22 protein-coding genes are annotated in these 24,183 nt (G+C 63.4%); 14 read left to right on the forward strand and 8 right to left on the reverse strand.

The window, feature by feature from the left end:
• The first annotated feature begins 23 nt into the window (after positions 1–23).
• On the forward strand, positions 24–788 hold the full coding sequence (locus tag ASE26_RS01285) for a sulfite exporter TauE/SafE family protein (protein ID WP_055931113.1): 765 nt from the start codon (positions 24–26) through the stop codon (positions 786–788).
• 187 nt (positions 789–975) lie between these two features.
• On the opposite strand, the gene ASE26_RS01290 is transcribed toward ASE26_RS01285, so the two are convergent.
• Complete coding sequence (locus ASE26_RS01290; RefSeq protein ID WP_082507308.1) at positions 976–1,485, reverse strand: GAF domain-containing protein; 510 nt, start codon at positions 1,483–1,485, stop codon at positions 976–978.
• Between the two features lie 63 nt (positions 1,486–1,548).
• Here ASE26_RS01290 and ASE26_RS01295 point away from each other — a divergent pair, with 63 nt between their 5' ends.
• From ASE26_RS01295 to ASE26_RS01325, 7 genes are all read left to right on the forward strand, one after another.
• The gene (locus tag ASE26_RS01295) at positions 1,549–2,973 is read left to right on the forward strand and encodes an ATP-dependent DNA helicase RecQ (RefSeq protein ID WP_082507309.1); all 1,425 of its coding nucleotides are present in this window, start codon (positions 1,549–1,551) and stop codon (positions 2,971–2,973) included.
• A gap of 2 nt (positions 2,974–2,975) precedes the next feature.
• Entirely contained in the window at positions 2,976–3,998 is a 1,023-nt protein-coding gene (locus tag ASE26_RS01300) for a ligase-associated DNA damage response exonuclease (protein ID WP_057245472.1), read from the forward strand.
• A complete protein-coding gene (locus ASE26_RS01305; protein WP_055931123.1) occupies positions 3,991–5,625 on the forward strand; it encodes an ATP-dependent DNA ligase in 1,635 nt (544 codons plus the stop codon). Before ASE26_RS01300 ends, ASE26_RS01305 begins: the two co-directional genes overlap by 8 nt.
• Positions 5,622–8,153 (forward strand): ligase-associated DNA damage response DEXH box helicase, encoded by a 2,532-nt coding sequence (locus ASE26_RS01310; protein ID WP_082507310.1) that lies wholly within the window; start codon positions 5,622–5,624, stop codon positions 8,151–8,153. Before ASE26_RS01305 ends, ASE26_RS01310 begins: the two co-directional genes overlap by 4 nt.
• Positions 8,150–8,806: a ligase-associated DNA damage response endonuclease PdeM gene (pdeM, locus tag ASE26_RS01315; RefSeq protein WP_057245473.1), complete on the forward strand. Its 657-nt coding sequence runs from the start codon at positions 8,150–8,152 to the stop codon at positions 8,804–8,806. Before ASE26_RS01310 ends, pdeM begins: the two co-directional genes overlap by 4 nt.
• A gap of 129 nt (positions 8,807–8,935) precedes the next feature.
• Positions 8,936–9,280, forward strand: coding sequence for a KGG domain-containing protein (locus ASE26_RS01320; RefSeq protein WP_055931129.1), 345 nt, complete (start codon positions 8,936–8,938; stop codon positions 9,278–9,280).
• 25 nt (positions 9,281–9,305) lie between these two features.
• Complete coding sequence (locus ASE26_RS01325) at positions 9,306–9,542, forward strand: hypothetical protein (RefSeq protein WP_055931132.1); 237 nt, start codon at positions 9,306–9,308, stop codon at positions 9,540–9,542.
• Positions 9,543–9,597: 55 nt separating this feature from the next.
• Here ASE26_RS01325 and ASE26_RS01330 read toward each other — a convergent pair whose 3' ends face one another.
• Positions 9,598–11,889, reverse strand: a complete 2,292-nt coding sequence (locus ASE26_RS01330; protein ID WP_057245474.1) for a catecholate siderophore receptor Fiu — start codon at positions 11,887–11,889, stop codon at positions 9,598–9,600.
• 170 nt (positions 11,890–12,059) lie between these two features.
• Between ASE26_RS01330 and ASE26_RS01335 the strand changes: the two genes are divergently transcribed.
• The 6 genes from ASE26_RS01335 to ASE26_RS01360 all read left to right on the forward strand — a co-directional run bounded on the left by ASE26_RS01335 (position 12,060) and on the right by ASE26_RS01360 (position 19,649).
• Entirely contained in the window at positions 12,060–12,707 is a 648-nt protein-coding gene (locus ASE26_RS01335; protein ID WP_055931136.1) for a PepSY-associated TM helix domain-containing protein, read from the forward strand.
• Positions 12,708–12,717: 10 nt separating this feature from the next.
• Complete coding sequence (locus ASE26_RS01340; protein WP_055931139.1) at positions 12,718–13,233, forward strand: DUF2271 domain-containing protein; 516 nt, start codon at positions 12,718–12,720, stop codon at positions 13,231–13,233.
• Positions 13,234–13,242: 9 nt separating this feature from the next.
• A complete protein-coding gene (locus tag ASE26_RS01345) occupies positions 13,243–14,070 on the forward strand; it encodes a DUF4198 domain-containing protein (protein ID WP_055931142.1) in 828 nt (275 codons plus the stop codon).
• Between the two features lie 4 nt (positions 14,071–14,074).
• Positions 14,075–15,115: an FAD:protein FMN transferase gene (locus ASE26_RS01350; protein ID WP_055931146.1), complete on the forward strand. Its 1,041-nt coding sequence runs from the start codon at positions 14,075–14,077 to the stop codon at positions 15,113–15,115.
• Positions 15,112–16,479 carry a sulfite reductase subunit alpha gene (locus ASE26_RS01355; protein WP_055931147.1) on the forward strand — a complete coding sequence of 456 codons (1,368 nt, stop codon included), beginning with the start codon at positions 15,112–15,114 and terminating at the stop codon, positions 16,477–16,479. The genes ASE26_RS01350 and ASE26_RS01355 overlap by 4 nt, the downstream gene beginning before the upstream one ends.
• A 401-nt stretch (positions 16,480–16,880) precedes the next feature.
• On the forward strand, positions 16,881–19,649 hold the full coding sequence (locus ASE26_RS01360; protein ID WP_055931150.1) for a TonB-dependent receptor: 2,769 nt from the start codon (positions 16,881–16,883) through the stop codon (positions 19,647–19,649).
• 109 nt (positions 19,650–19,758) lie between these two features.
• On the opposite strand, the gene ASE26_RS01365 is transcribed toward ASE26_RS01360, so the two are convergent.
• From ASE26_RS01365 to ASE26_RS01390, 6 genes are all read right to left on the reverse strand, one after another.
• A complete protein-coding gene (locus tag ASE26_RS01365; protein WP_057245475.1) occupies positions 19,759–20,997 on the reverse strand; it encodes a DUF2325 domain-containing protein in 1,239 nt (412 codons plus the stop codon).
• An 8-nt stretch (positions 20,998–21,005) separates the two neighbouring features.
• Positions 21,006–21,335 carry a hypothetical protein gene (locus ASE26_RS01370; RefSeq protein WP_055931159.1) on the reverse strand — a complete coding sequence of 110 codons (330 nt, stop codon included), beginning with the start codon at positions 21,333–21,335 and terminating at the stop codon, positions 21,006–21,008.
• A gap of 71 nt (positions 21,336–21,406) precedes the next feature.
• Entirely contained in the window at positions 21,407–21,604 is a 198-nt protein-coding gene (gene hemP / locus ASE26_RS31130; RefSeq protein ID WP_055931162.1) for a hemin uptake protein HemP, read from the reverse strand.
• A 128-nt stretch (positions 21,605–21,732) separates the two neighbouring features.
• Positions 21,733–22,545, reverse strand: a complete 813-nt coding sequence (locus tag ASE26_RS01380) for a Crp/Fnr family transcriptional regulator (protein WP_055931166.1) — start codon at positions 22,543–22,545, stop codon at positions 21,733–21,735.
• A 136-nt stretch (positions 22,546–22,681) separates the two neighbouring features.
• Positions 22,682–23,326, reverse strand: a complete 645-nt coding sequence (locus tag ASE26_RS01385; protein WP_055931169.1) for a response regulator transcription factor — start codon at positions 23,324–23,326, stop codon at positions 22,682–22,684.
• A 77-nt stretch (positions 23,327–23,403) separates the two neighbouring features.
• Positions 23,404–23,871, reverse strand: a complete 468-nt coding sequence (locus ASE26_RS01390) for a universal stress protein (protein ID WP_055931170.1) — start codon at positions 23,869–23,871, stop codon at positions 23,404–23,406.
• Positions 23,872–24,183 lie beyond the last annotated feature (312 nt).

Here is a 24,183-nt window from a genome sequence, read left to right on the forward strand (position 1 = left end):
GCCTGGCGACTAACATCGCTGGCATGGACTCAATGATTCTGACTTTTTCCGCAGGCTTGCTGGCCGGGGCGATGAACGCGCTGGCTGGGGGCGGATCTTTCGTCAGCCTGCCGGCGCTGATCGCGGTCGGGGTGCCACCGGTTCAGGCGAATGCTTCCAGTACGGTAGCCTTGTTTCCGGGCGGCCTGGCCAGTGCCTGGGCCTACCGCGATGGCTTGCGGCCCGTTGGCGGGGTGCCGCTGCGTTTTTTGCTGGTGACTACACTGTGCGGCGGCCTGGCTGGCGCCTGGCTGTTGCTGCGGACTTCATCGACGGCTTTCACCTTTGCGCTGCCATGGCTGCTGCTGGCGGCGTCGATTGCGCTGGCCTTCGGGCGGCGCCTTGGCGAAGCCTTGCGCGCACGCTTTCAGGTGAGGTCGCCGGCTGTGCTGCTGGTCCAGTTCTTCCTGGGCGTGTACGGCGGCTATTTTGGCGGTGCGGTCGGGATCATGATGATGGCGACGTGGGGTTTGATCGACAAGCGCGACCTGAAGGATTTGAATGCGCCGCGCACCTTGCTGGTCAGTGCAGCCAATGCGGTGGCGGTGCTGGCGTTCAGCATGGCGGATGCGGTGCACTGGCCGGTGACGCTGGCGATGCTGGCCGGCGCCGTGGCCGGCGGCTACGGCGGCGCAAAGTTGGGGCGCCGCACGCCGCCCAAGGTGATCCGCGCCATCACGCTGGTCGCGACATCCTGTATCACGCTGGTGTTTTTCTGGAAGACTTACTTCGGAGGGAATCATGCTTAACGCATTGCTGGAAACAATCGGGACACTTGGTGTCCTGATCAGTATCGCAGTCAAGGTCCGCGCAAGCTTGCCTAAGGCTCAAAAGCGACATCGAGCAGCTCATCAACAGTGAACGGCAGCGCCGCCGCGAAGCCTGGCGCTGGCACTTGCCCCAGTCAAGCGCGAGCGGGGCAAGATGTGAGGCAGGTCAGGTGCGGGATTGTTCAAGGATGCGGACCAGCGATTCGATGCCTTCGGCGTCGACCGCATCGAAGCGTCCTGGCAGTGGGCTGTCGAGGTCGAATACGCCGATCACCGCGCCATCCTTGCCGAAAATCGGCACCACCAGTTCCGAGCGCGAGGCGGCATCGCAAGCGATATGGCCAGGGAAGGCATGCACGTCTTCCACCACGCTGGTCGCGCGCTTTTCAACGGTGCTGCCGCATACGCCGCGGCCCTTCTTGATGCGGATGCAGGCCGGCTTGCCCTGGAACGGGCCGAGCACCAGTTCATCCGGGCCCTGCATGAAATAGAAGCCCGCCCAGTTCAAGCCCGGCATGGTGTTGAACACCAGCGAGCTGGCATTGGCCGTGTTGGCGATCCAGTCATGTTCGCCGTGCACCAGGCCGCCCAGTTGCGAGCGCAAGTCTTGATACATGGCGCGCTTGGCTTCGGGAGTATCGGTGCTGTAGGTATTTTCGCTGAGGGAGAAAGACATTTGCCGCTCGGTATGTTACTTAGGACGCCGACATGTTACCAGCAATCGCGCTAAGTTGCGGGCATGGCTACTCATCCTCAAATCCACCGGCTGTTGCGCGAGGTGTTCGGCGTCGAGCGCCTGCGCGCCGGCCAGCAACAAGTGATCGACAGCGTGCTGGCGGGCCACGACACGCTTGCCATCATGCCAACCGGAAGCGGCAAGTCGCTGTGCTACCAGATCCCGGCGTCAATATTGAAGGGCAGTACCGTGGTGGTATCGCCCCTGATTTCGCTGATGAAAGACCAGGCGGAGAAGCTCGACGGCATTGGCATTGAAGCCGCACAGCTCAACAGCAAAATACCGGCCGGGCAACAGCAGGAGGCACTGCAGGGTTTGCAGGATAATGAAGACCGCATCGTGTTCTGCACGCCGGAGCGGCTGGCGACGCCGGAGTTCATGTCCCTGCTGCACCAGGCCGATATCGGTCTGGTGGTGGTCGACGAAGCCCACTGCATCTCGCGCTGGGGCCACGATTTCCGTCCCGCCTATCTCGATATCGGGGCTGCGCTCGACGCGCTGGGCCGCCCGCCGGTGCTGGCGCTGACCGCTACTGCCACCGATGAAGTGGTGGACGATATCCGCCGCCAGCTCGGCGCGCCGCAGATGCGCGTGGTGAACACCGGCATCTACCGGCCGAACCTGCACCTGGCGGTGCGCCAGGTCACCAATTCCGATGAGCGCGCGGCCGAGTCGCTGCGCCTGGTGCGCGAGACAGGCGGCAGCGGCATCGTCTACACTGCCACCGTCAAGGCCGCGCAGGATATGCTGGCGGCGCTCGAGGAGGCCGGCGAAAGCGTGGCGCTCTACCACGGCAAACTGCATGCGGGCGAGCGCCACCAGAACCAGGAGCTGTTCATGTCCGGCGCGCGCCGCGTGATGGTGGCAACCAACGCCTTCGGCATGGGCATCGACAAGCCCGACATCCGCTTCGTGATCCACCTGCAGGTGCCGGCCAGCCTGGAAGCCTACTACCAGGAGGCGGGGCGGGCTGGACGCGACAGCGGAGCCGCTGACTGCACGCTGTTGTACTTCCACGAGGATAAGCGCGTGCAGCAGTTCTTCCTGGCGCGCAGCTATCCCGACGCGGCCCTGCTTCGCGCAGCGTACCAGGCAACTTCCAGCGGCGAACGGCCGCGCGACAATCGCAGCCAGGTCGCGCTCAAGCTGTTGAAGGAAGGCGGCTGGCTGAAACAGGACCGCAAGCTGCAGTACCGGCTGGCCGGCGCCGCGCCGCGCCCGGTCGACTTCGAACGGCTGGCGGAGCGCTATCGCGAAAAGCAGGAGCATGACCGCGAAGCGCTGGCGCAAATGGTGTCGTACGCCCAGAGCGGATATTGCCGCTGGAAGCTCCTGCTCGACTACTTCGGCGACGAATCCACCGGCATCGAGCGCTGCGGTACTTGCGACAACTGCAGGTCGCCGCCGACAATCGGCACAGGAGCGTGATCATGGCGGACATGGTAGTGGTACGCAAGGAAGGCCTTTTCTGCGTACCCGGCGGCTTTTACATCGACCCCTGGCGGCCAGTGGAACGCGCTGTGATCACGCACGGCCATGGCGACCATGCACGGCCCGGCCATGCGCATTACCTGTGCGCCGCGCCGGGGGCTGGCATACTGCGTGCCCGGCTTGGCGATATCAATGTGCAGGCCATGGCTTACGGCGAGGCGCTCGAGCACAATGGCGTGCGTATTTCGCTGCACCCGGCCGGGCATGTCCTCGGCTCGGCACAAGTGCGCATGGAATACCAGGGCGAGGTGTGGGTTGCCTCCGGCGACTACAAAGTGGAACCCGATGCTATCTGCACGCCATTCGAAGCAGTGCGCTGCCACTGCTTCATCACCGAGTCGACCTTCGGCCTGCCGATCTACCGCTGGCAGCCGCAGCAGGCAATCTTCGACGATATGAATGCCTGGTGGCGCCGCAATGCGCAGGAGGAGCGCTGCAGCGTCATGCTGTGCTACGCGTTCGGCAAGGCGCAGCGCATCCTCAGCGGGCTCGATCCATCGATTGGCCCAATTGTCTGCCATGGCGCGGTGGAACCGCTGAACCGGATTTATCGCGAAGGAGGCGTTGCGCTGCCGCCAACCGTCATGGTGAGCGATGTGGACAAGGCCGCGCTGCGCCAGGCGCTGGTACTGGCGCCGCCCTCGGCTGCCGGATCTCCGTGGATACGGCGCTTCGGCGATTTGAGCGACGCCTTTGCCAGCGGCTGGATGCAATTGCGCGGCGCGCGCCGGCGGCGGGCGGTGGACCGGGGTTTCGTCCTGTCCGACCATGCCGACTGGCCCGGCCTGATGCAAGCAATCCGTGCGACAGGAGCGCAGCGTGTAATTGTCACGCACGGTTCGATTCCCGTCATGGTGCGCTGGCTGTGCCAGAACGGCTACGATGCCAAGGCCTTCGATACCGAATACGGCGACGAGGAGGCGGGGGCGGCAGGGGCGACAGCGGAGGCGGGCGATGCGTGAGTTTGCGCGCCTGTATGCGGAACTGGACGAAACCACGTCCACCAATCGCAAGCTGGAAGCACTGCAGGCTTATTTCAGCAAGGCCGCGCCGGAAAATGCGGCATGGGCCGTTTATTTCCTGGCCGGCGGCAAGCCGCGGCAGGCGGTCCCGGTCAAGCTGCTGCGCCAGTATGCGACGGCGTATGCCGGACTGGACGAATGGCTGTTCGATGAATGCTACAACGCGGTCGGCGACCTGGCGGAGACGATCGCCCATATCCTGCCAGCGCCCAAGCGGGAAAGCGATGTTGGCCTGGCGCAGTGGATCGAACAGCGTATCGCCCCTTTGCGCGGCGCAGCTCCGGACGAGGTGCGGGCGGCCTTGTTCCGCTATTGGGATGAACTCGAGACGCGCGAACGCTTCCTCCTCGTCAAATTGATTGGCGGCGGCTTCCGTGTCGGCGTATCGCGCCTATTGGTTACGCGTGCGCTCAGTGCCATCGCAGCGGTGGACAGCAAGCTTGTCGCGCAGCGCCTGATGGGTTGGACCGATGGCCGGGTGCGGCCCACGGCGCAAGGCTTCCTGCAATTGATTGCGGCGCCCTCGGCGACTGAACATGCGGAGCGCGGCGGGCAACCGTATCCGTTTTTCCTGGCGCACGCCTTACAGGGCGATCCCGCCGCGCTGGGGGAGCTGGCCGACTGGCAGGTCGAGTGGAAATACGATGGCATGCGTGCGCAGCTGGTATCGCGGGCCGGGCTGAATTTCCTGTGGTCGCGCGGCGAAGACTTGATTACCGAGCGCTTCCCCGAGCTGGTGTCCATCCGCCTGCCGCAGGGAACGGTGATCGATGGCGAAATCCTGGTCTGGCCACAAGGCGATGCACCCGCGCCGTTCGCGGCACTGCAAAAACGCATTGGCCGCAAGCTGCTGGGCGCGAAACTGCTGGCCGAGTTACCGGCGGTGCTGGTGGCCTATGATTTGCTCGAGCTGGATGGCGTTGACATCCGCCAGTTGCCGCAACACGAGCGGCGTGCCTTGCTGGAGCGATTGGTAGGGCAGGCAGGACAGCCGCAACTGCGGCTGTCGCCGCTGGTGCTGGCGGAAGACTGGGCGCAGCTGGCGCAGGTCCGGACCGAGTCGCGCGCGCGCGGCGTGGAGGGCATGATGCTTAAAGCGCGGGGCGCGCAGTACGGCGTTGGGCGCACCAAGGACGTGGGTACGTGGTGGAAGTGGAAGATCGATCCCTTCAGCGTTGATGCGGTGCTGGTCTATGCGCAAGCGGGGCATGGAAGGCGCGCTTCGCTGTACACCGATTACACGTTTGCGGTGTGGGATAGCGACGCGGATGGCGAACGCAAGCTGGTACCGTTTGCCAAGGCCTATTCCGGCTTGACCGATGCGGAGATAGCGCAGGTGGATAATGCGGTGCGCCGCACCACCATTGAGCGTTTCGGGCCGGTTCGCAGCGTGAAGCCGACCATGGTATTCGAGATCGGCTTCGAAGGCATTGCACTGTCGCCGCGCCACAAGTCGGGGATCGCGGTGCGTTTTCCACGCATTTTGCGGCGGCGCGATGACAAGGCGGTTGAAGACGCCGATACGCTCGATACCTTGCGCGGTTTGCTGGTGCAGGCGCCGCCATGAGCCCGGCTTTCCCCCGGCCACGCCCCTTGCCGTCTCGCCAGCCGCCTGCCGGGCCGGCGCCGGCGCCGGTGCGGGTGCGGGTGCTTGCCGCCGGCGCGCCTGCCGGACCTTCGCGCGAGGCGGTGGAAACATGGTTCGCGGCGCGCGGCTGGTCAATTTTCCCCTTCCAGCGCGAGGTATGGGATGCTGCCGGGCGCGGCGCATCCGGCCTGCTGCACGCAACGACCGGCTCGGGCAAGACACTGGCTGTCTGGCTCGCGGCCTTGCAGCGTGCGAAAGCCAGCCGCAAGCCGGGCTTGCGCATGCTCTGGGTCACGCCCATGCGCGCACTCGCTGCGGACACCTTGCGCGCATTGCAGTCCTCGGCCGCCGACTTGCAGCCAGGCTGGCAGATTGAATCCCGCACCGGCGACACCGACAGCGCAACGCGAGCCAGGCAAGCGCGCATCCTGCCGCACGCACTGGTGACGACCCCGGAAAGCCTCACCGTCCTGCTTAGCCGCCCTGAGGCGCAGGAGCTGTTTGCGAATCTCGACATGCTGGTAGTCGACGAATGGCATGAGCTGATGGGAAACAAGCGCGGTGTGCAAACGCAGCTCGCGCTGGCCCGGCTGCGCAACTGGCAGCCAGCGCTGGTGGTGTGGGGCCTCTCGGCCACCCTCGGCAACCTGCAGCAGGCGCGCGAGGTGCTGGCGCCGCAAGGCGTGATTGTCGAAGGCCATCTGCGCAAGGAGCTGCTGATCGATACCCTGGTGCCCGAGCATCCATCGCGCTTCCCCTGGGCCGGGCACCTTGGCATCCAGATGCTGGAACCGGTGGCGAACGAGATCGCCCGGCACGCCAGTACCCTGGTGTTCTGCAACACCCGCTCCCAGGCGGAATTGTGGTACCAGAACCTGCTCGCGGCACGGCCGGAGTGGGCCGGCCTGATTGCCCTGCACCATGGCTCGCTCGACAAGGAAGTACGCGAATGGGTCGAGCAGGGCCTGAAACAGGGCAGGCTGAAAGCGGTGGTGTGCACCTCGAGCCTTGACCTGGGTGTCGACTTCCTGCCGGTCGAAAGGGTGCTGCAGATCGGCAGCGCGAAAGGCATTGCGCGCCTGCTGCAGCGCGCCGGCCGTTCGGGACACGCGCCTGGCCGCACGTCGCGCATCACGCTGGTGCCAACCCATAGCCTGGAGCTGCTGGAAGCCGCCGGCGCTATCGAAGGCGTGCGCGAACGTCACATTGAGCCACGCCTGCCGCCGGAAAAACCGCTGGACGTACTGGTGCAGCACCTGGTCACGGTGGCCGTGGGAGGCGGCTTTCGCAGCGAGGAACTGCTGGCCGAGGTGCGCACAGCATGGTCCTACCGCGCGCTAAGCGGGGAGGAATGGCAATGGGCGCTGGACTTCGTGGCGCGCGGCGGGCAAAGCCTGTCGGCCTATCCCGAATACCGCCGCGTGCTGCCGGACGAGGGAGGCATTTACCGCGTGCCCGACGCTGCCATCGCGCGCCGCCACCGCATGGGCATCGGCACCATTGTTTCGGAAGCGACGGTGCAGGTGAAATATATGAATGGGTCCGCGCTTGGCAGCGTGGAGGAGGGCTTTATCGCGCGGCTGGCCAAGGGCGACCACTTCCTGTTCGGCGGACGTATCCTCGAATTCGTGCGCATGCATGAAATGACAGCGTTCGTGCGCCGGGCCACCGGCGCCAAGGGGGCGGTGCCGCGCTGGCAGGGCGGCAAGATGCCGCTGTCGTCCGAACTGGCCCGTGCCGCGCTGGAGCAGTTGCGGCGTGCCACTGAAGGGCGCTACGACGGTCCGGAAATGCAGGCCATCCGGCCGCTGCTGGAAATCCAGCAGCGCTGGTCGGCGCTGCCCACGCCCGACGCGACTGTGATCGAGGCCATGGAAAGCAGGGAAGGGCATCATCTGTTCGTCTATCCCTTTGCCGGACGTTCGGTACACATCGGGCTGGCCTCCCTGCTGGCCTTCCGTATTGCGCGCACACTGCCCGCCACATTTTCGATTGCCGTCAACGACTACGGCTTTGAATTGCTGGCGCCGCAAGCGATGCCGTGGCGCGAGGCGCTGGTCGATGGCGATGCTTTCAGCAGCGAACAGTTGCTGGAGGACGTATTGGCGAGCCTGAATGCCAGCGAACTGTCGCAACGCCGCTTTCGCGAAATTGCGCGCATCGCGGGCCTGATTTTCCAGGGCTATCCGGGGCAGCCGAAAAGCAACCGGCAGCTGCAGGCTTCCTCTTCCTTGTTCTTTGAAGTCTTCCGCAAGCACGATGCCGGCAACCTGCTGCTGACACAAGCCCAGCGCGAGGTGCTCGAACAGGAGCTTGAACTGGGGCGCCTGCGCGCCACGCTGGATGATCTACAGCGGCGCCGGGCCAGCTTCCACCAGGTGCCGCGCGCCACGCCGTTCGGCTTTGCACTGATGGTTGAACGCTTCCGCGAAAAGCTGACGACGGAAAGGCTGTCCGACCGGGTGGCCCGTATGTTGCGCGAACTCGAAAAGGCGGCCGGCCCATGAATGCCGTTGCAGCAGAACTGGCGGGCGAGCAGGTGCTGCTGTTGCCGCAAAAGGCCTTGTACTGGCCCGCCGCCAGGACCCTGATGGTAGCCGACATCCATTTCGGCAAGGCCGCCAGCTTCCGCGCTTTGGGCGTGCCGGTACCGCGCGGGATCACCAGTGAAAACCTTGCATCGCTCGAAACGTTGGTAACTGCTTATGACACGCGGCGTCTCGTCTTTCTCGGCGACTTCCTGCATTCGAAGGCGGCACAGGCAACGGCAACATTGCAGGCCATGCTAGATTGGCGCGGGCGGCATCGGGAGCTGGAGTTGCTGCTGGTGCGCGGCAACCATGACTGGCACGCGGGCGACCCGTCCACCTTATTGGATGTGGCCGTGGTCGAGGAACCGTTTGCCTGCGGTCCTTTCGCCTTGTGCCACCACCCCGACGTCGCTGGCGAAGGCTACGTCATCGCCGGCCATGTGCATCCCGTGTTTCACCTGCGCACTGGGCGCGAGTCGCTGCGCCTGCCTTGCTTTCTGCTTGGCACTACGCGGACTATCCTGCCGGCCTTTGGCGCCTTTACTGGCGGGCATTCTTTAATTCCGCAAGCCAGCGATAAAGTCTACCTGGTTGCCGATGGATTGATTTTCCAGATTGAAAAAAGGTAGGCAATATCCTACATTTGTCGCGCTGAACGTCCTATATTACCTGTACAGTGCTTGCACTAACATGAGTTCTCCCGCGCCTACGGTAAGGGGCGGGGGTCTTTTCCACCGAACCAAGCAGGGGGACGAATCATGGCTTCGAACAATCCAGGCGACAAACGCGGCAACCGGCAGGATAGTCCTGCCGGCAGCAAGCAAAGTGCACGTGGCTTTGCCTCCATGGACCCACAGCGCCAGCGGGAAATTGCTTCCGAAGGCGGCCGCGCAGCCCACCAGAAGGGCACGGCGCACGAGTTCACTTCCGAGGAAGCACGCCGCGCCGGCAGCATGAGCCACAAGAACGATGGTAACCGCCAGAGCGGTTCGCGCGGCAATGCCAGCCGCAGCGAACAGCAGCCCAGCGAGGGCCAGCAGGAAGTTGGCAAGGACTACCAGCAGGACTACCAGGGCAACAAGCAAGGTGGCGACAAGTATTAGTTTCAATAAAAGTAAGGAGGCCAGCATGGGTAGGCCTGACAAACCCAGTAAGGACACGGAGAACCAGCAAAACTTTGTGCTGGTCGATACAGAGCATCCGGAGATCGCCAACACCGCGGTTCCGGAAGGCCAGATCCGCCGCGCCGACCGACCTTTGCCCGGCAACCGGCAAAGCGCTACGGAAAGCGGTTCGCGGCAGGGCGGTAGTGAGCTGGGCACCGAAGGCGGTGCGCCGGGGCCGGATGCAAGTTCCGGCGTTTGAATAGAAAAGGCGGGCCAGTTCTGCACTGGCCCGCCTTCTTTTTACGCCAACTTCCTTAGAACATGAAATTCGCGGTCATTTGCGCGTAGCGCGGTGCGCCGAGAGTAGCGCGTGCGCCGCTGTTGTTCAGCGTGTTGACGTAGAACTTGTCGAACACGTTGTACAGGTTCAGCTGCAGGGCCACGTTCTTGTTCAGCTTGTACGAAGCCATGGCATCGACCACCGTGTAATGCGGAATCGAGGGCATATTGGTTTCGCTTGCCAGTTTGCTCGCATCGACCAGGCGTTCCTGCTTGCCCATGTAGCGTGCGCCGCCGCCGATGGTCAGTTTGTCGTCGAACTTGTACGTGGTCCACATGGTGGCCGAGACTTTCGGCGACCAGCGGCTTGCCGCACCTGGTGCGCTGGTTGCGTTGCCGGTCAGGCCTTCCTTGATTTCGGTATCCATGGTGGCGATGCCCGCGGTCACGCTCCAGTTCCGGGTGATCTGGCCGACCGCGCCCAGTTCAATACCCTGCACTTCGCGCTTGCCCAGTTGCGAGTAGGTGTTGGTCGCCGCGTCGACCAGTTGCGGGAACTCGTTCCTGTTGACGGTGCGGTACAGGGCTGCCGTCAGTGCCAGCTGCTTCTGGATCACGTCCCATTTGGTACCCAGTTCCACGTTGGTGGTCTTTTGCGGGTCGAGCGCGGAGTTATTGATGCTGTTCGAGGTTTGCGAAGACAGCGAGAAGTTGGCGCTGCCTGGCGGCGTTTTCGAGTTGGCGAAGGCGAGGTAGATGCTGCCATCCGCGGCAGGCTTGTACAGCAGGCCGAGTTTGAAGCTGGCCAGCGTGTCCGATTTCTCGACGTGCGACGGGGTCAGCACGTTGCTGACGAGGGCGGCGCCACTGGTGGTGGTGGAGTAGTGCTCGAAACGTGCGCCGCCATTCACCTGCCATTGCTCGTTCAGCTTGACCGTATCAAACAGGTAGGCTGCTACGGTGTCGGTCTTGCCATCGGTGAAAACACCGTTCAGTGCGGGCTTGAAGTTCACCAGAGCGTCATTCGGGTTTGGATGGTACAGATTGGCTGGCGGACCCGCGGTGGAGCCGTTCGCCGGGTTGGCCATGGTGCCCAGGCCGGCACGCGTCGGCGTGAACTGTTCTTCATGCAGCAGTTCCAGGCCGGTCGACAGGGTGTGCTGCAAGCCGCCCAGCGTGAATTCGCTGACGACATTGGTGGTGTTGGCCAGAATCTTGTTGTCCTGCAGGACGCTCTGGCGCGTGCGCGCGATGCTCCAGTCGGCGTAGTTCGTGCCTTTGGCGCTGATCGCGTTGATGCCGCTCAGGATGCGGTCCATCTTCGACTTGCCGTAGCGGGTGGTATTGGTCAGGGTGGTTTTCGGCGCCAGCTCGTGTTCGATCCTGGCGGTGATCATGTCGGCATCGACTTTCTCGTAGTCGCCGTTCAGGCCGTACCAGTTGTTGCGGTCGACGCGCGGCGCGGCCAGCAGCGCAGCATTGTTGCTGGTGGTCTTGAGGTCGTTCCAGAAGCCTTCCACGCCGACGCTCGGGATGCCGCCGTCAGGCACGTTGTCCTGGCGGATGTGCTGCGAGAACAGGTAGACGCGGGTAGGCGTGCCGAGGCCCCAGGCGACCGATGGCGCGATGGCTTTGCTCTCGCGGTCCAGGGCGCGGCTGCCTTTCATGCTGCCGTCCGAGACCAGCGCGTTCAAACGCATGGCACCACTGCTGCCGAAGGCGCGCGATACGTCGGCGCTCAGGCGCTTGACGCCGCCCTGGGTGAAGCTGAGGGTGGCGCCGGTGGCGTCTTCGCGGGTGGGCAGCTTGGAGACCAGGTTGATGTAGCCGCCGGCGCCACCGCGGCCGATATCGGCGCCTGCCGGGCCCTTGGCCACTTCGATTTGCTCAACGTTGAACGCTTCGCGGGTGACCGCGCCGAGGTCGCGGATGCCGTCGACGAAGACGTTGCCCTGGGCGGCGAAGCCGCGCATCTGGAAAGTATCGCCGGCGCTGGTGTTGCCGTTCTCGCCCAGCTGCAGGGTGATGCCCGGGGTATTGCGCAGGGCCTCGACGATGGAGGAGGCGCCTTGTTCCTGGATCAGCTCCTTCCTGATCACGGAAATGGTCTGCGGCGTATCCACCAGCGGTGCGGTCAGCTTCGGCGAAGACGCGCGGTCGGCCTTGTAGGCGACGTCGGCGGCGGCTTCGACCTTGACTTCGGCCATGGTCTTTTCTTGTGCCTGGGCCTGAACCGAAAATGGCAGGCCGATGGCGGCCATGGCGAGCAGGGATTGGTTCAGCAGCGGCTGGGCGGCCAGCGTGTGCTTACGGCTACGGATGGTCAAAATTCTCTCCAGATTTGATGCAGTTGATGTCTTCCGGCTGGCTGCATCCGTCAAACTGGAGGTGGCTGGCTGTTACGGGTATGTAAAGCAATGTAAATGATAACGATTCTCAATTGCATTAGCAAGTCTGGTGCATTATTATCTGGTATTCACTTATGGAAAGTCAGCACTTGAGCAGTCCAGAAATAGAGGCAAATCGCCAGGCCAAACGCGCTGTTTGGCTCAAGCTCCTGCACGAATGGCATTGGGTCAGTTCGGCCATGTGCCTGCTCGGCATGTTCCTGTTCGCGATTACCGGCATCACGCTGAACCACGCCAGCCAGATCGAAGCCAAGCCGACCGTGGTGCGCAAGCAGGCCACGGCGCCCGGAACACTGCTGGGCGAGCTGCATGCCTTCGCCGAAAAGCACGATGGCGAAAAAGCGCCGCTGCCGGAAGCGGGCGAGCGCTGGCTGCGCGAGACCTGGTCGCTCAAAGCCGGCGGGCGCGAAGCCGAATGGTCGGCCGACGAGGTCTACCTGCCGCTGCCGAAGGCGGGCGGTGATGCCTGGGTGCGCATCGGCCTGGAAGACGGCGCGGCGGAATTCGAGAACACCGACCGCGGCTGGATTTCCTGGCTTAACGACGTGCACAAGGGCCGCAATACCGGCACGGCCTGGAACTGGTTCATCGATATTTTTGCCGCGGCCTGCCTGGTGTTCTGCATTACCGGCTTGCTGATCCTGAAATTCCATGCGGCCAAGCGGCCGTTTACCTGGCCGATGGTGGGCCTCGGCGTTGTCATTCCATGTGTTATCGCTTTGCTCTACATTCACTAAGGACTTCTGTATGAAACTTCGTTATTCCATCGCCGTCGGCTTGCCGCTGGTGAGCGCGTCCGCGATGGCGGCCGACCTGACGCTGAAATTCGATATCCCGCAACTGAACGTGGCCGAATACCACCGCCCTTACGTGGCGGCCTGGCTGGAGAATGCGGACCAGAAGGTGGTTGCCAACCTGGCGGTGCTGTATGACGTGAAGAAGAAGGACAATGCCGGCACCAAGTGGCTGAAGGATATGCGCCAATGGTGGCGCAAAGCCGGCCGCGACGTGGAAATGCCGATGGACGGCGTGAGCGGCGCCACCCGCGCGCCAGGCGAAGTCTCGCTGGGCTTCCCGGTGGCGAAAGATGCGCTGAACAAGCTCCCGGCCGGCAATTACCAGCTGGTGGTCGAAGCTGCGCGCGAAGCGGGGGGGCGCGAGCTGGTGAAAGTGCCGCTGGCGTGGCCGCCGAAATCGGCGCAGTCCTTCTCCGCCAAGGGCAAGGAAGAACTGGGCGACGTAACCGTGCAAGTCAAACCTTAAGGACCCGCCATGAAGCTGAGCAAAACCCTGATCGCGCTGGCATTGGCCGGCGCTGCCTTCAGCGCCCAGGCGCACAAGGCATGGCTGCTGCCGTCGTCGTCGCTGGTCGATGGCAAGGAGCCGTGGGTGACCGTGGACGCCGCCATTTCGGAAGGCCTGTTCGATATCGACCACGTGCCGCTGAAGCTGGACGGCATTGCCATCACCGGCCCGGATGGCGCCAAAGTCGACATGCAGAACGCGCTGACCGGCCGCCTGCGTTCGACCTTTGACGTGAAAATGGCCAAGCCTGGCACCTACAAGATCGCGCTGGTAGGCCAGTCTGTCATGGCCAGCTGGAAGGTCAATGGCGAGGTAAAGCGCTGGCGCGGCAACGAGGCGGAAATGGCGGCTAATGTACCGGCCAATGCGGAAGAGCTGAATGTATCGCGCACGGCCAGCCGCCTGGAGACCTTCGTCAGCGCCATCAAAACCGATGAAGCCGTGTTCAAGCCGACCGGAGTCGGCCTGGAACTGGTGCCGGTGACGCACCCGAACGATATGCGCGCGGGCGAGGAAGCGAAGTGGAAGTTCCTGTTGGACGGCAAACCGGCCGCCAACCAGGCCTTCAGCCTGATTCCTGGCGGCGTGCGTTATCGCGGCACGCTGGGCGAGATCCGCTTGTCGACCGATGCCAAGGGCGAGATCGCGTTCAAGATCCCTGAAGCGGGCATGTACCTGGTTTCCAGCAGCTGGCCTGCAGCTGCTGCGCCGCAGCCGGGCCAGCAAGCGGGCCCGCGCCAGATGCCGCCACGCCGCGTGACGTACGCAGCGACGGTGGAAGTACTGCCGCAGTAAGCAGGTGCGCCGGGTATTGCTGCCACCGACCATCTCCGCCGAGCCAGCGCCGGCGGGGGCTGGCATCGTCGATTTCGGCGGCGCCAGCATGGGCACGACATGGTCGGCGAGGGTGGCGCTCGCACCGGGCGCCATGGCTGGCGGCGTGCCGCTGCGGGCTGCCGGCCTGCAGGCCGGTTTGCAGGAGCAACTGGAGCAAGTGGTGGCGCAGATGAGCCATTGGGAGCCGGCTTCGGACCTGGGCCGCTTCAACCGCGCCGGCGCCTGTACCTGGCATGCCTTGCCAGCCGATTTTTTTGAAGTCCTGAAGTACGCGCTCGATGTGGCGCGCGAAACGGGCGGCGCCTGCGATCCCTGCGCCGGCGTGCTGGTCAACCTGTGGGGCTTCGGTCCAACCGGCCGGCATGATGAAGCCGGCTTCGTGCCGCCCAGCGCGCGCGACGTGGCGACGGTGCGCGCCGGCATGGCGGGGCGCGTGGTGGAACTGGACGTTCCGCGCAAGCGTGCCTTCCAGCCCGGCGGCGTGCAGCTCGACTTGTCTGCCGTCGCCAAGGGCTTCAGCGTGGACAAGCTGGCACACTACCTGGAAGGCCAGGGCTGCCGCCACTACCTGGTTGAAGCCGGCGGGGAACTGCGCGGCGCCGGTTTCAAACCCGACGGCCAGCCCTGGTGGGTGGCGCTGGAGGAACCGCAGGCGCCGGGCGCAGGCCGCGCGGGCGAAGTCGCCGTTGCGCTGCATGGACTGGCCGTTGCCACTTCGGGCGACTACCGCAAATATTTCATGCAGGATGCCGCGCGGCGCCCGCATACCATCGATCCCCGCAGCGGCATGCCGGTCGCCAATGCACTGGCGTCGGTTACAGTGGTGCACGAAAGCGCGATGGCAGCCGATGCCTGGTCCACGGCGCTGACGGTGCTGGGGCCCGGGCAGGGGCTGGCGCTGGCCGAGCGCAAGGGCCTGGCCGCGCGCTTCCTGCTGCGCGAAGGGGACGGGCTGCGCGAAATCCTCAGCAGCCGCTTCCAGAACATGCTTGAAGAAGAATGATCCTGACGAACGACCCAACCCGGCTCGGCCTGACAGCGGCCATGATTGCCGGCTATGGCCTGGTATGCCTGCTGCCATGGCTGCGCGCAAGGCGCGCCCGTGCCGCGACGCAGGCCGCACGTGCGGCGGCGGGGGACTCGCCATGGCTGGTGGCCTATGCCAGCCAGACCGGCAACGCCGAACTGCTGGCGCGCCAGACCAGTGAAACCCTGCGCGTGGCCGGCATTGCGAACCATTTGTGCGAGTTCGACGAACTCGATGCGGCCACGCTGCAGGCGGCCGAACGCGTGCTGTTCCTGACTTCGACTTACGGCGAAGGCGATCCGCCCGATGCGGCAGCACGCTTTGCACAGCGCCTGATGGCGCGTAGCGACCTGGCGCTGGGCCAGTTGCACTACGCCGTGCTGGCGCTGGGCGACAGCGCCTACAGCAGCTTTTGCGGCTTTGGCCGCACGCTCGATGCCTGGCTGGCAGCGCGCGGCGCGCAGGCGCTGTTCCCGCGCGTTGAAGTGGACCGCAGCGCGGCACCGGCCATCGCCGCCTGGCGCCAGCAACTGAGCCACTTGGCCGGCACCAGCGATGCGCCGGACTGGGATGCGCCGGAATTTGGCGAATGGCGCCTGGTGCAGCGGTGCAAACTCAACCCCGGCAGCGCAGGCGCGCCGATCTATCACCTCGAACTGGAACCGATGGCCGGCACGGCGCTGCCGGCATGGCAATCGGGCGACCTGGTGCAGGTGGCGGCGCCGGCCGACCCGCAGCGCCCGCGCGAATACTCGATCGCCTCCATCCCGGCAGATGGCCGGGTGCACCTGCTGGTGCGCCTGCACCGTCACGGCGACGGCAGCCACGGCCTGGCCTCGGGCTGGCTCACGCAGCAGGCCGAGGAGGGCGCCATGGTGCGGCTGCGCTTGCGCCAGCACCGCCGCTTCCGGCTGGAAGACAATGCCGGGCGCCCGTTGATCCTGATCGGCAACGGCAGCGGCATTGCCGGCCTGCGCGGCCACCTGAAAGCACGCGCTGCGGCGGGCCAGGCCCGCAACTGGCTGTTGTTTGGCGAGCGCGACCCGGAGCATGACGCGTTTTACCGCGCCGAGCTGGAGGGCTGGCAGCGCGCGGGCCTGCTGCCGCGCCTGGACCTGGCCTGGTCGCGCGGGCCCGATGGCAAGCAATACGTGCAGGACCTGCTGCTGCGCCATGCCGACACCGTTCGCTCCTGGCTGGAACAGGGCGCTGCCATTTACGTGTGCGGCAGCCTGGAGGGCATGGCTGCCGGCGTCGATCGTGCCTTGCGCGAAATCCTGCCGCAAGAAGCGATGGCGGCAATATCAGCTGAGGGCCGCTACCGACGGGATGTGTATTAGATAACATTTCACTCAAGCAAAAATAAACGCCCCGTGCGCAGCAGCGCCGGGGCGTTTATTTTTTTCCTGTAGTCAAGTATCGATACAATTGAATCAAGAGTAAATACAATTTATTACAAGCATACCTTTGGCTTGGGTAGCAAGTTCTGGTTGCCAAAAATCGATATGCATTGAATAAGTTTGTTGTCTTGTTGCTCAAAAGCGACAAATGCTCAGTTTTTTGGCAAATTAAATTCCGATTCTTTCACAATCTTGCAAATTTTCCCTGTAACTTTCAGAAATGTAATTGCAGGGCATTAAATTGCCGGTTTGCTCCCCCCATAATCCGCGGTCGGTGAGCAAAATGCAAAAAAGAAACTTTGCTCATTCGAACGTTTTCAGAAACCCGAAGGAGTAAAGAAATGGCATTCCAAGAAAAGATCGGTGCGCGTTCCGTGCGCCTGGCGATGTCCGCCCTGGCCCTGATCGCTGCCGGCAACGCAGCCGCGCAAGAAGCGCCAATGCAGCGCGTTGAAATTACCGGTTCCGCGATCAAGCGTATCGCCGTTGAGGGCGCACTGCCAGTGCAGCGCCTGTCCGCCGAAACGATCAAGAAAACCGGCGCCAACACCGTTGCCGAACTGATCCAGGCCCTGCCAGCAATGCAAGGCTTCACCGTTGAAGCAACCGCTGCCGGCTCCAACTCCGGTGGCCGCGTCTCCGCTTCCATCCACGACATCGGTGAAAGCTACACCCTGGTGCTGCTGAACGGCCGCCGCATCGCCCCGCAGAATGACGGCTCGACCGTCAACCTGAACGCCATCCCGATGAGCGCGATCGAGCGCGTTGAGATCCTGACCGACGGCGCATCCGCACTGTACGGTTCCGACGCGATCGCCGGCGTGATCAACTTCATCATGAAGAAGAACTTCAATGGCGTGAACCTGGAAGCCAACTTCTCCCAGCCGTTCCAGAGCAGCTCCGGCCGCCAGACTGATGCCGCCATCACTTTCGGCAGCAGCGACCTGCTGGATGGCCGCCTGGCCCTGATGGGTACCTACCGCCACGACGAGCGCACCCAGCTGCGCGCAACCGAGCGTGATTTCGCCAAGACCTCCTTCATTCCGTTCGGCTTCAACGGCAAGAATTACGTCATGGACCGTACCAGCACTTCTGCTGTGCCGGGCAACGTCACCGTTGACTTCAACGACAAGACCAACACCACCTTCAACCCATACCTGCTGAAGAACGGCAAGTGCGCACCAATGAACGTGGTGGTGCCGACCAACCAGCAGACTTGCGGCTTCGACTCCGGCTCGACCGTTGAAATCGTCCCGCAAAGCAAGCGCGACACCTTCTTCGGTAACGCCACCTTCAAGCTGACCGACAACGTCAACCTGTTCGCGGAAACCGTCATTGGCCGCTTCGACCTGACCGCACGTATCGCGCCGAACGCGATGCCGGTTGCAGTGCCGGTCAATTCGGCGTTCTACACCAACTACGTCCAGCCTTACCTGACCCCGGCCCAGCAAGCCAACCTGGCTGTGACCAAGCCAGGCGTCTCGCCGGTGAACGCGAACTACCGCAGCTTCGACTGGGGTACCCGCGACAGCCAGACCGTGACCGACACCCAGCACTTCGTGACCGGCCTGGAAGGCGACATTGGCGCATGGAACTTCAACAGCGGCCTGACCTGGTCGCGCAACAAGTACGAAGAGCGCTACGTTGGCGGCTACCAGCTGAACAAAGAGTTCCGCAGCATGATTGCCAACGGTTCCTTCGATCCGTTCGCAGCACTGGGCCCGGTAAGCGACGCTACCCGCGCGCTGATCGATGGTTCGACCTTCCGTGGCGCTATCCGCAACGCATCGACCACCATGACCGGCATCGATGCCCGTGCATCGCGCGAGCTGTTCGACCTGGGCCTGGGCGGCGGCTCCAGCTCGATCGCACTGGGTGGTGACGTCCGTCGCTACCACTACGAGCAGACCCCGACCGATGCAGCCAAGAACGGCCTGATCTACAACCTGAGCAGCCCAGCGACTTACGACATGACTCGTAAGACCTACGGCCTGTTCACCGAGTTGCTGGTGCCAGTGGTGAAGTCCTTTGAAGTGACCGGCGCTGTGCGTTACGACGCATACACCGCGATCGACAATGGCGTAACCGGCACCGAAATGGGCAAGAAGGAATCGGCGGTTACCTACAAGGTGAGCACCCGTTGGCAGCCGAACTCCATCACCGTGGTCCGTGCTTCCTACGGTACCGGTTTCAAGGCGCCTGACATGCTGAACATCGGCCAGCCGCTGGTGCCGGCAGGCGTGACCGCTTCCAAGTATGCATGCCCGAACGTACAAGGCAACAGCGGCCTGTGCAAACCAGGCGCGCTGGAGCAATATCCGGTTATGTCGGGTGGCAACGTGAACCTGAAGCCTGAGAAGTCGAAGCAGTTCACCATCGGTTTCCGCGTCGAGCCAGCTAACTGGTTCTCCGCTGGCGCCGACCTGTGGGACGTGAAGATTCGCGATGCCGTTTCGTCGGTTTCCGAGCAGCTGGCGTTTGACCACAACGGCAACGACTACCCGCAGCTGTTCACCACCTTTACCGAACCTGCAAGCGGCAAGACCTTCTACGCCTTCCAGCGCCTGTCGATCAACATCGGCCAGACCCACAACCAGGGTATCGACTGGGACATGACCGGTCGCCACAACTTCAGCTTCGGCCGCTTCTCGTCGACCCTGGCTGGCACCTACCTGATCAAGTCTGACTACACCAAGCCAGGCACCAGCGACCAGTGGACCAACAGCATGAACTTCTTCGGCATCAACAATGCCGTGTCGTTCCGCCACGTTGTACGTTGGACCAACACCCTGGAAACCGGCGCGTTCAGCAATTCGATCACCGCCAACTACCGCAACGGCTACACCGATGCCAAGGCCACCGTGTGGAACCTGGGCACCAACGCCACCGAAGATGTGCGCATCCACGTGCCGTCGCACCTGACCTTCGACTGGCAAGGCAAGTGGGCTGTCAACAAGCAGCTGAGCCTGCGCGCCGGTATCAAGAACCTGGCCGACCGCAACCCACCGCTGTCGCTGCGTAACTCGTCGGGCCACCAGGTTGGCTTCGACCCACGCTACGCAGACCCAATGGGCCGCACCTTCTACCTGAACGGCAATTACTCCTTCTAATCGCCCCAGGGTCGAAATGAAACGCCCCGAGCGCGCTAGCGCCGGGGCGTTTTTTTATCGGGGTCGGTCTGTCAAGCGGATGTTTTCGCGCAGCGAAAACGATCGATTGTCAGACCTGACCCAGAATTTCGCGCTGGAGGGTGGTGACGCTGGGGTTGTCGACGAAGATGCAGCGCTTCTGGTGGCGCTTGCAGAAGTCTTTGACGCGCCAGTAGGCGCTGTGACTGATGCAGGCGGTCTGGCAGATCACCAGGTCGGCTGCCGCCATGCTGGTTTCCAGGCGGGCGACATTGTCTTCCAGGCCGCCGTCGTGGTGCAGGAATTCGGCGCCGGCATCTTCGATCACGCTGCGGTAGCCGGCGACGTTGCCGGCGCGGCCGCCGACGCATAGCACGCGCTCGGCCAGCAGGCCGTGCAGGGTTACACGTTGCGTCGTGGTGCCCGCCCTGGCAGCCGGCCCGCCCGTTGCGGCGGTGGCGGCTGCCGCAATGGCGGGCGATGGTTGCGCAGTAGCTGCGGCCAGCGCAGCGCGTGCGTCATTTAATTGGCGTTCCAGCGCGGCGGCTTCGGCGCGGGCGGCGGCGGCTTCGCTGCGTACTTCGTGTACCCGCTGTTCGGTGTCGGCCAGCTGGCGCGCCAGGCGCTCGCGCGTGGCGAGGCCGGGAATGGTGGCGTGCAGTTCTTCCAGTTGCTGGCGCAGCGAGGCCAGCACGCTGTCGCGTCCCACCAGTTGCGCACGCAGCTGCATCAGGGCGGCGCCATGGGCTTCCTGTTCGGCGTGGCGTTCGGCCTGCCAGGCGGCGCTGCGTTGCTGCAGGCGCGCCAGTTCACGCTCCAGCGCGGCGTTGGTTTGCTCGAGCGCTTGCAGGCGGCTGATGTCGGCGCGCGTGGCGGCGCCGGCCTGGTGCTGGATCATGTGCAGGTCGCGGCACATGCGCTCCTGTAGTTCAAGCGTGCAGTGCGGGTGGCTCAGGCCGGCCCAGAACGGGCCTGGTACGTCGCCGCTGGCGACGGCGGCTTCCCATAGCGCTTCCAGCGCCTTGGCGTCGCGGGCGGGGCGGTAGCGCTGGATCACTACCGCGTAGCGGCGTTCCAGTTCTTTCTGCACGGCTTCCGACAGACGGTTGCGGCTGCCGCATTCGCTGACGGCGCCGACGTGCACTTCGTAGTCGTCGGCCAGCACTTTGCCGCCCACGGCCTTGGCGACGATCTTGCGCAGCACGCCGAGCGGCAGGCCGACGCCAACCAGCGGGCAATGGCAGGTGTGGGGCAGGTCCCAGATGCGGCGGCGGCGCGCCGGTTCGGCGGCTGCCGGCTTGGCGGCCAGGGTATCGTGCTTGTCGCACATGGCCGGCCTCAGGCGGGTAGCGCGGCAGGGCGGGGGCGGCCGATCAGGCGCGCCAGGAAACTGGCGCGTTCCTGCGGAGGACGGGCTTGTTCGACCACGACAGCCCACTGTTCGCACAGCTGCTGGCAGGTGGCGCGCAGCACCGGCGACAGCTCAGGCAGCGCCGACAGCGCTTTCAGGTGGCGCTCGATGACCGATGCCAGCTTGACGCAGCCGCCATTGTCGGCGGCATTGGCGGTGTAATGCGACATCAGGTGCAGCACGGCGGACAGCATCAGTTCCGGCTGGTGGGCAGCGGCGCTGTGCGTGAAGATCGGGTCGTTGCGGTCGATAGCCATATTCACTCCAAAAGTTCAGGGGTGGCTGGCTGCCGGTGTGACGGCTGGCTGGCGATTGGGGAGGGTAAGCCTCAGGCAGTCAGGATCAGCTTGTTCAACTGCGTGATGCGAAGGCGGTAAATGCGGCCGGCATGTTCAATTTCGATTTCGCGCTGGTCTTCCATCAGGCCGGCGGTGGTAAAGCGGCGCAGGGGCTGGGGCGGCTGCTGCACGGCGGGAACGGCAGCAGCCTTGGGTTTGGGGGCGTCGATCGTGGCAGAAGTTTGCATTGTTGTTTTTCCTCAGATAAGAATGATTCGCATTTGCATTATGCGCAGGTCCTCAATGCTTGTCAAATAAATTATTGAGAAAAAAAGAGGCCCGCCGAAGCGGGCCAAAGCTGGGTGAGTAGTACTCTTTACAAAGTCGCCAGCAGCGGCACGGCAGTTTCGCCGGCGGCGGCTTTGGCGCGCGACGGCAGCTTGCTGCGCGTGCGCGAGGGCGGCAGGCGACGCAGGGATTTCAGGGCGTCGACGTCCTTGATGCCGATGGTGCGCTGGTCCACGCTGATCAGCCCGATCTCATTGAAGGCTGACAGCGTGCGGCTGACCGTTTCCAGCGTTAATCCGAGGTAGCTGCCGATCTCGTGGCGCGTCATGCGCAAGTTGAACAGCTTGCTCGAATACCCCATCTGCGAAAACTTTTCCGACAGCGTGACCAGGAAGCGCGCCACCCGCGCCTCCGCGCTCAGGGCGCCGAGCATGCCGATCATGGCCTGTTCGCGCACCAGCTCGCGGCTCATCACGCCGTACATCAGGTTCTCCAGCTCCACGTGGGTGCGGCCCAGCGTGGCCAGCCTCTTGAACGGCAGCAGGATCAGGTCGCAGTCCGACAGCGCCACCGCCTCCGAGGAGTAGGTCTTGCTATGGATGCCATCCACGCCCATCAGGTCGCCCTTCATCGGGAAGGCCAGCACCTGTTCGTTGCCGAATTCGTCAATCAGCACCGTTTTCATGAAACCGGAGTTGACCACGTACAGCATGTCGAACGGCTGGCCAATCGTATGCACGCGCTGGCCGGTCTTGAACTGCACATGCTGGAACAGCAGCTCTTCGGAATTGAGCGATACCGGCGGCAAGTGCAGCAGCTCGCACACTTCTTTCAGGTTGGACCACAAACGGCCTTGCCGCTGCCGGCCGGCCTCATGGGACACGGGTTGCGTTGAGAGCATGCTGATCTCCTGGTTCCCAAACGGAATGGTTTCAGTATGCCAACGTGAATGTGGGAAAAATATCAGTCGTTGCTGAATATACCCGTAGGAGGGCAGAGGGGTAATGTAGGAATTATCCTAAAGTCAACCTTGTCAATCATGCTTTGAACGGCGTCAGCAGCTTGTGCGCTACTGCGTACTGGACCATTTCCGAGAGGGATGCCATGCCCATTTTTTGCATGATGCGGGTCTTGTGGGTGCTGACGGTTTTCACGCTCAAATGCAGCCCGTTGGCGATTTCGGTGATGGATTTTCCCGACACCAGCAGCGTAAACACTTCGAATTCGCGGTCGGAAAGCTGTTTGTGCAACAGCGTTTCGGCTGGCTGCATGATATTCAGCGCCAATTGCTCGGCCACTTCAGTGGAAATATAGGGACGGCCGGAGGCGACCTTGCGGATGGCGCCGACCAGCTGGGTACCGGCGCTTTCCTTGGTCAGGTAGCCTTGGGCGCCGGCGCGGATGGCGCGCACTGCGTACTGCTCCTCCTCATGCATGGTGAGGATCAGGATGGCCAGCTTGGGCGATTCGCTGCGGATCTGGCGGATCAGGTCGACGCCGCTGCGCCCGGGCATGGACAGGTCGAGCAGCAACAGGTCGAAGCCGCCCTGGCGAATGTGGTTGAGGACTTCGAAACCGTCGATGGCTTCGCCTACGATGTCGATGTCGGGAGCCCCGTCAAGAATGCGCTTGAGCCCTTCGCGCATGATGGTGTGGTCGTCGGCAATGACAATTCGAATCATAGTTCCTCAAAAAGTTAGCAATATTTGTCTTCGCGCTCCGGCCCGGCAGGCCGGAGCGCGTCGTAACGCCAGGCCGTTCAGGCCGGACGCGGGTCTTTGATCAGCCGGTGCACCAGCACCGGGATCTTGGTATGCGACAGCACTTTGTTGGTCACGCTGCCCAGCAGCAGGTGGCCCCAGCCGCTGCGGCCATGCGAGCCGATGAAGATCAGGTCGCAGCCGCACTGGTTGGCGACGTCGACGATCTTCACTGCAGCGCTTTCGGCAAAGGCGGTCATGCCCTCCGCCCGTACGCCCTTCCTGGCGCAGGACTCAAGGATAGACTGAACATGTTCATTGCCGGCGCGCTGCATTGCCGCCCGGTACTCCTCCTCGCTGGGGTAGCTGGGCGGAATGATCTCCACATAAATCGGGTACTGGTATTCCGGCGCCACGAACAATGCCAGCACTTCCGCGCCGAGCTGCTGGGCGAATTCGACCCCGGCACAGGCGGTCTTGCTGGAAACGGCCGAGCCGTCCGTCGTTATCAGGATTTTCCGGTACATATCTCAGCCTCCTTTAAGCGTTAAAAGAGCCAGTTCCTGCCTTCATTGTAGCCCCGTTTATCAGTATTGTTCTGCTGTAAAGAGTTGATAATTATCAAGAAACTGTCAGGGGGACATCGCAGATGGCGCAAATTCCCGTTATTTCATGGGCTTGCGGCGGGAATTTCACACACTCCGCAAATACAACAGTACACTTGGAGCGCGATTTGGCTTCACCTAAGAGATTGAATTGAGTGGGCTGCCCCTGTTACACTCGCGTGAGTGCCTTGTTTATTGCCGAGCGTCAAATGTGACACTTTTTTCGGCAGCGGG

The sequence above is a fragment of the Duganella sp. Root198D2 genome (assembly GCF_001428585.1).
GTDB lineage: Bacteria > Pseudomonadota > Gammaproteobacteria > Burkholderiales > Burkholderiaceae_D > Rugamonas.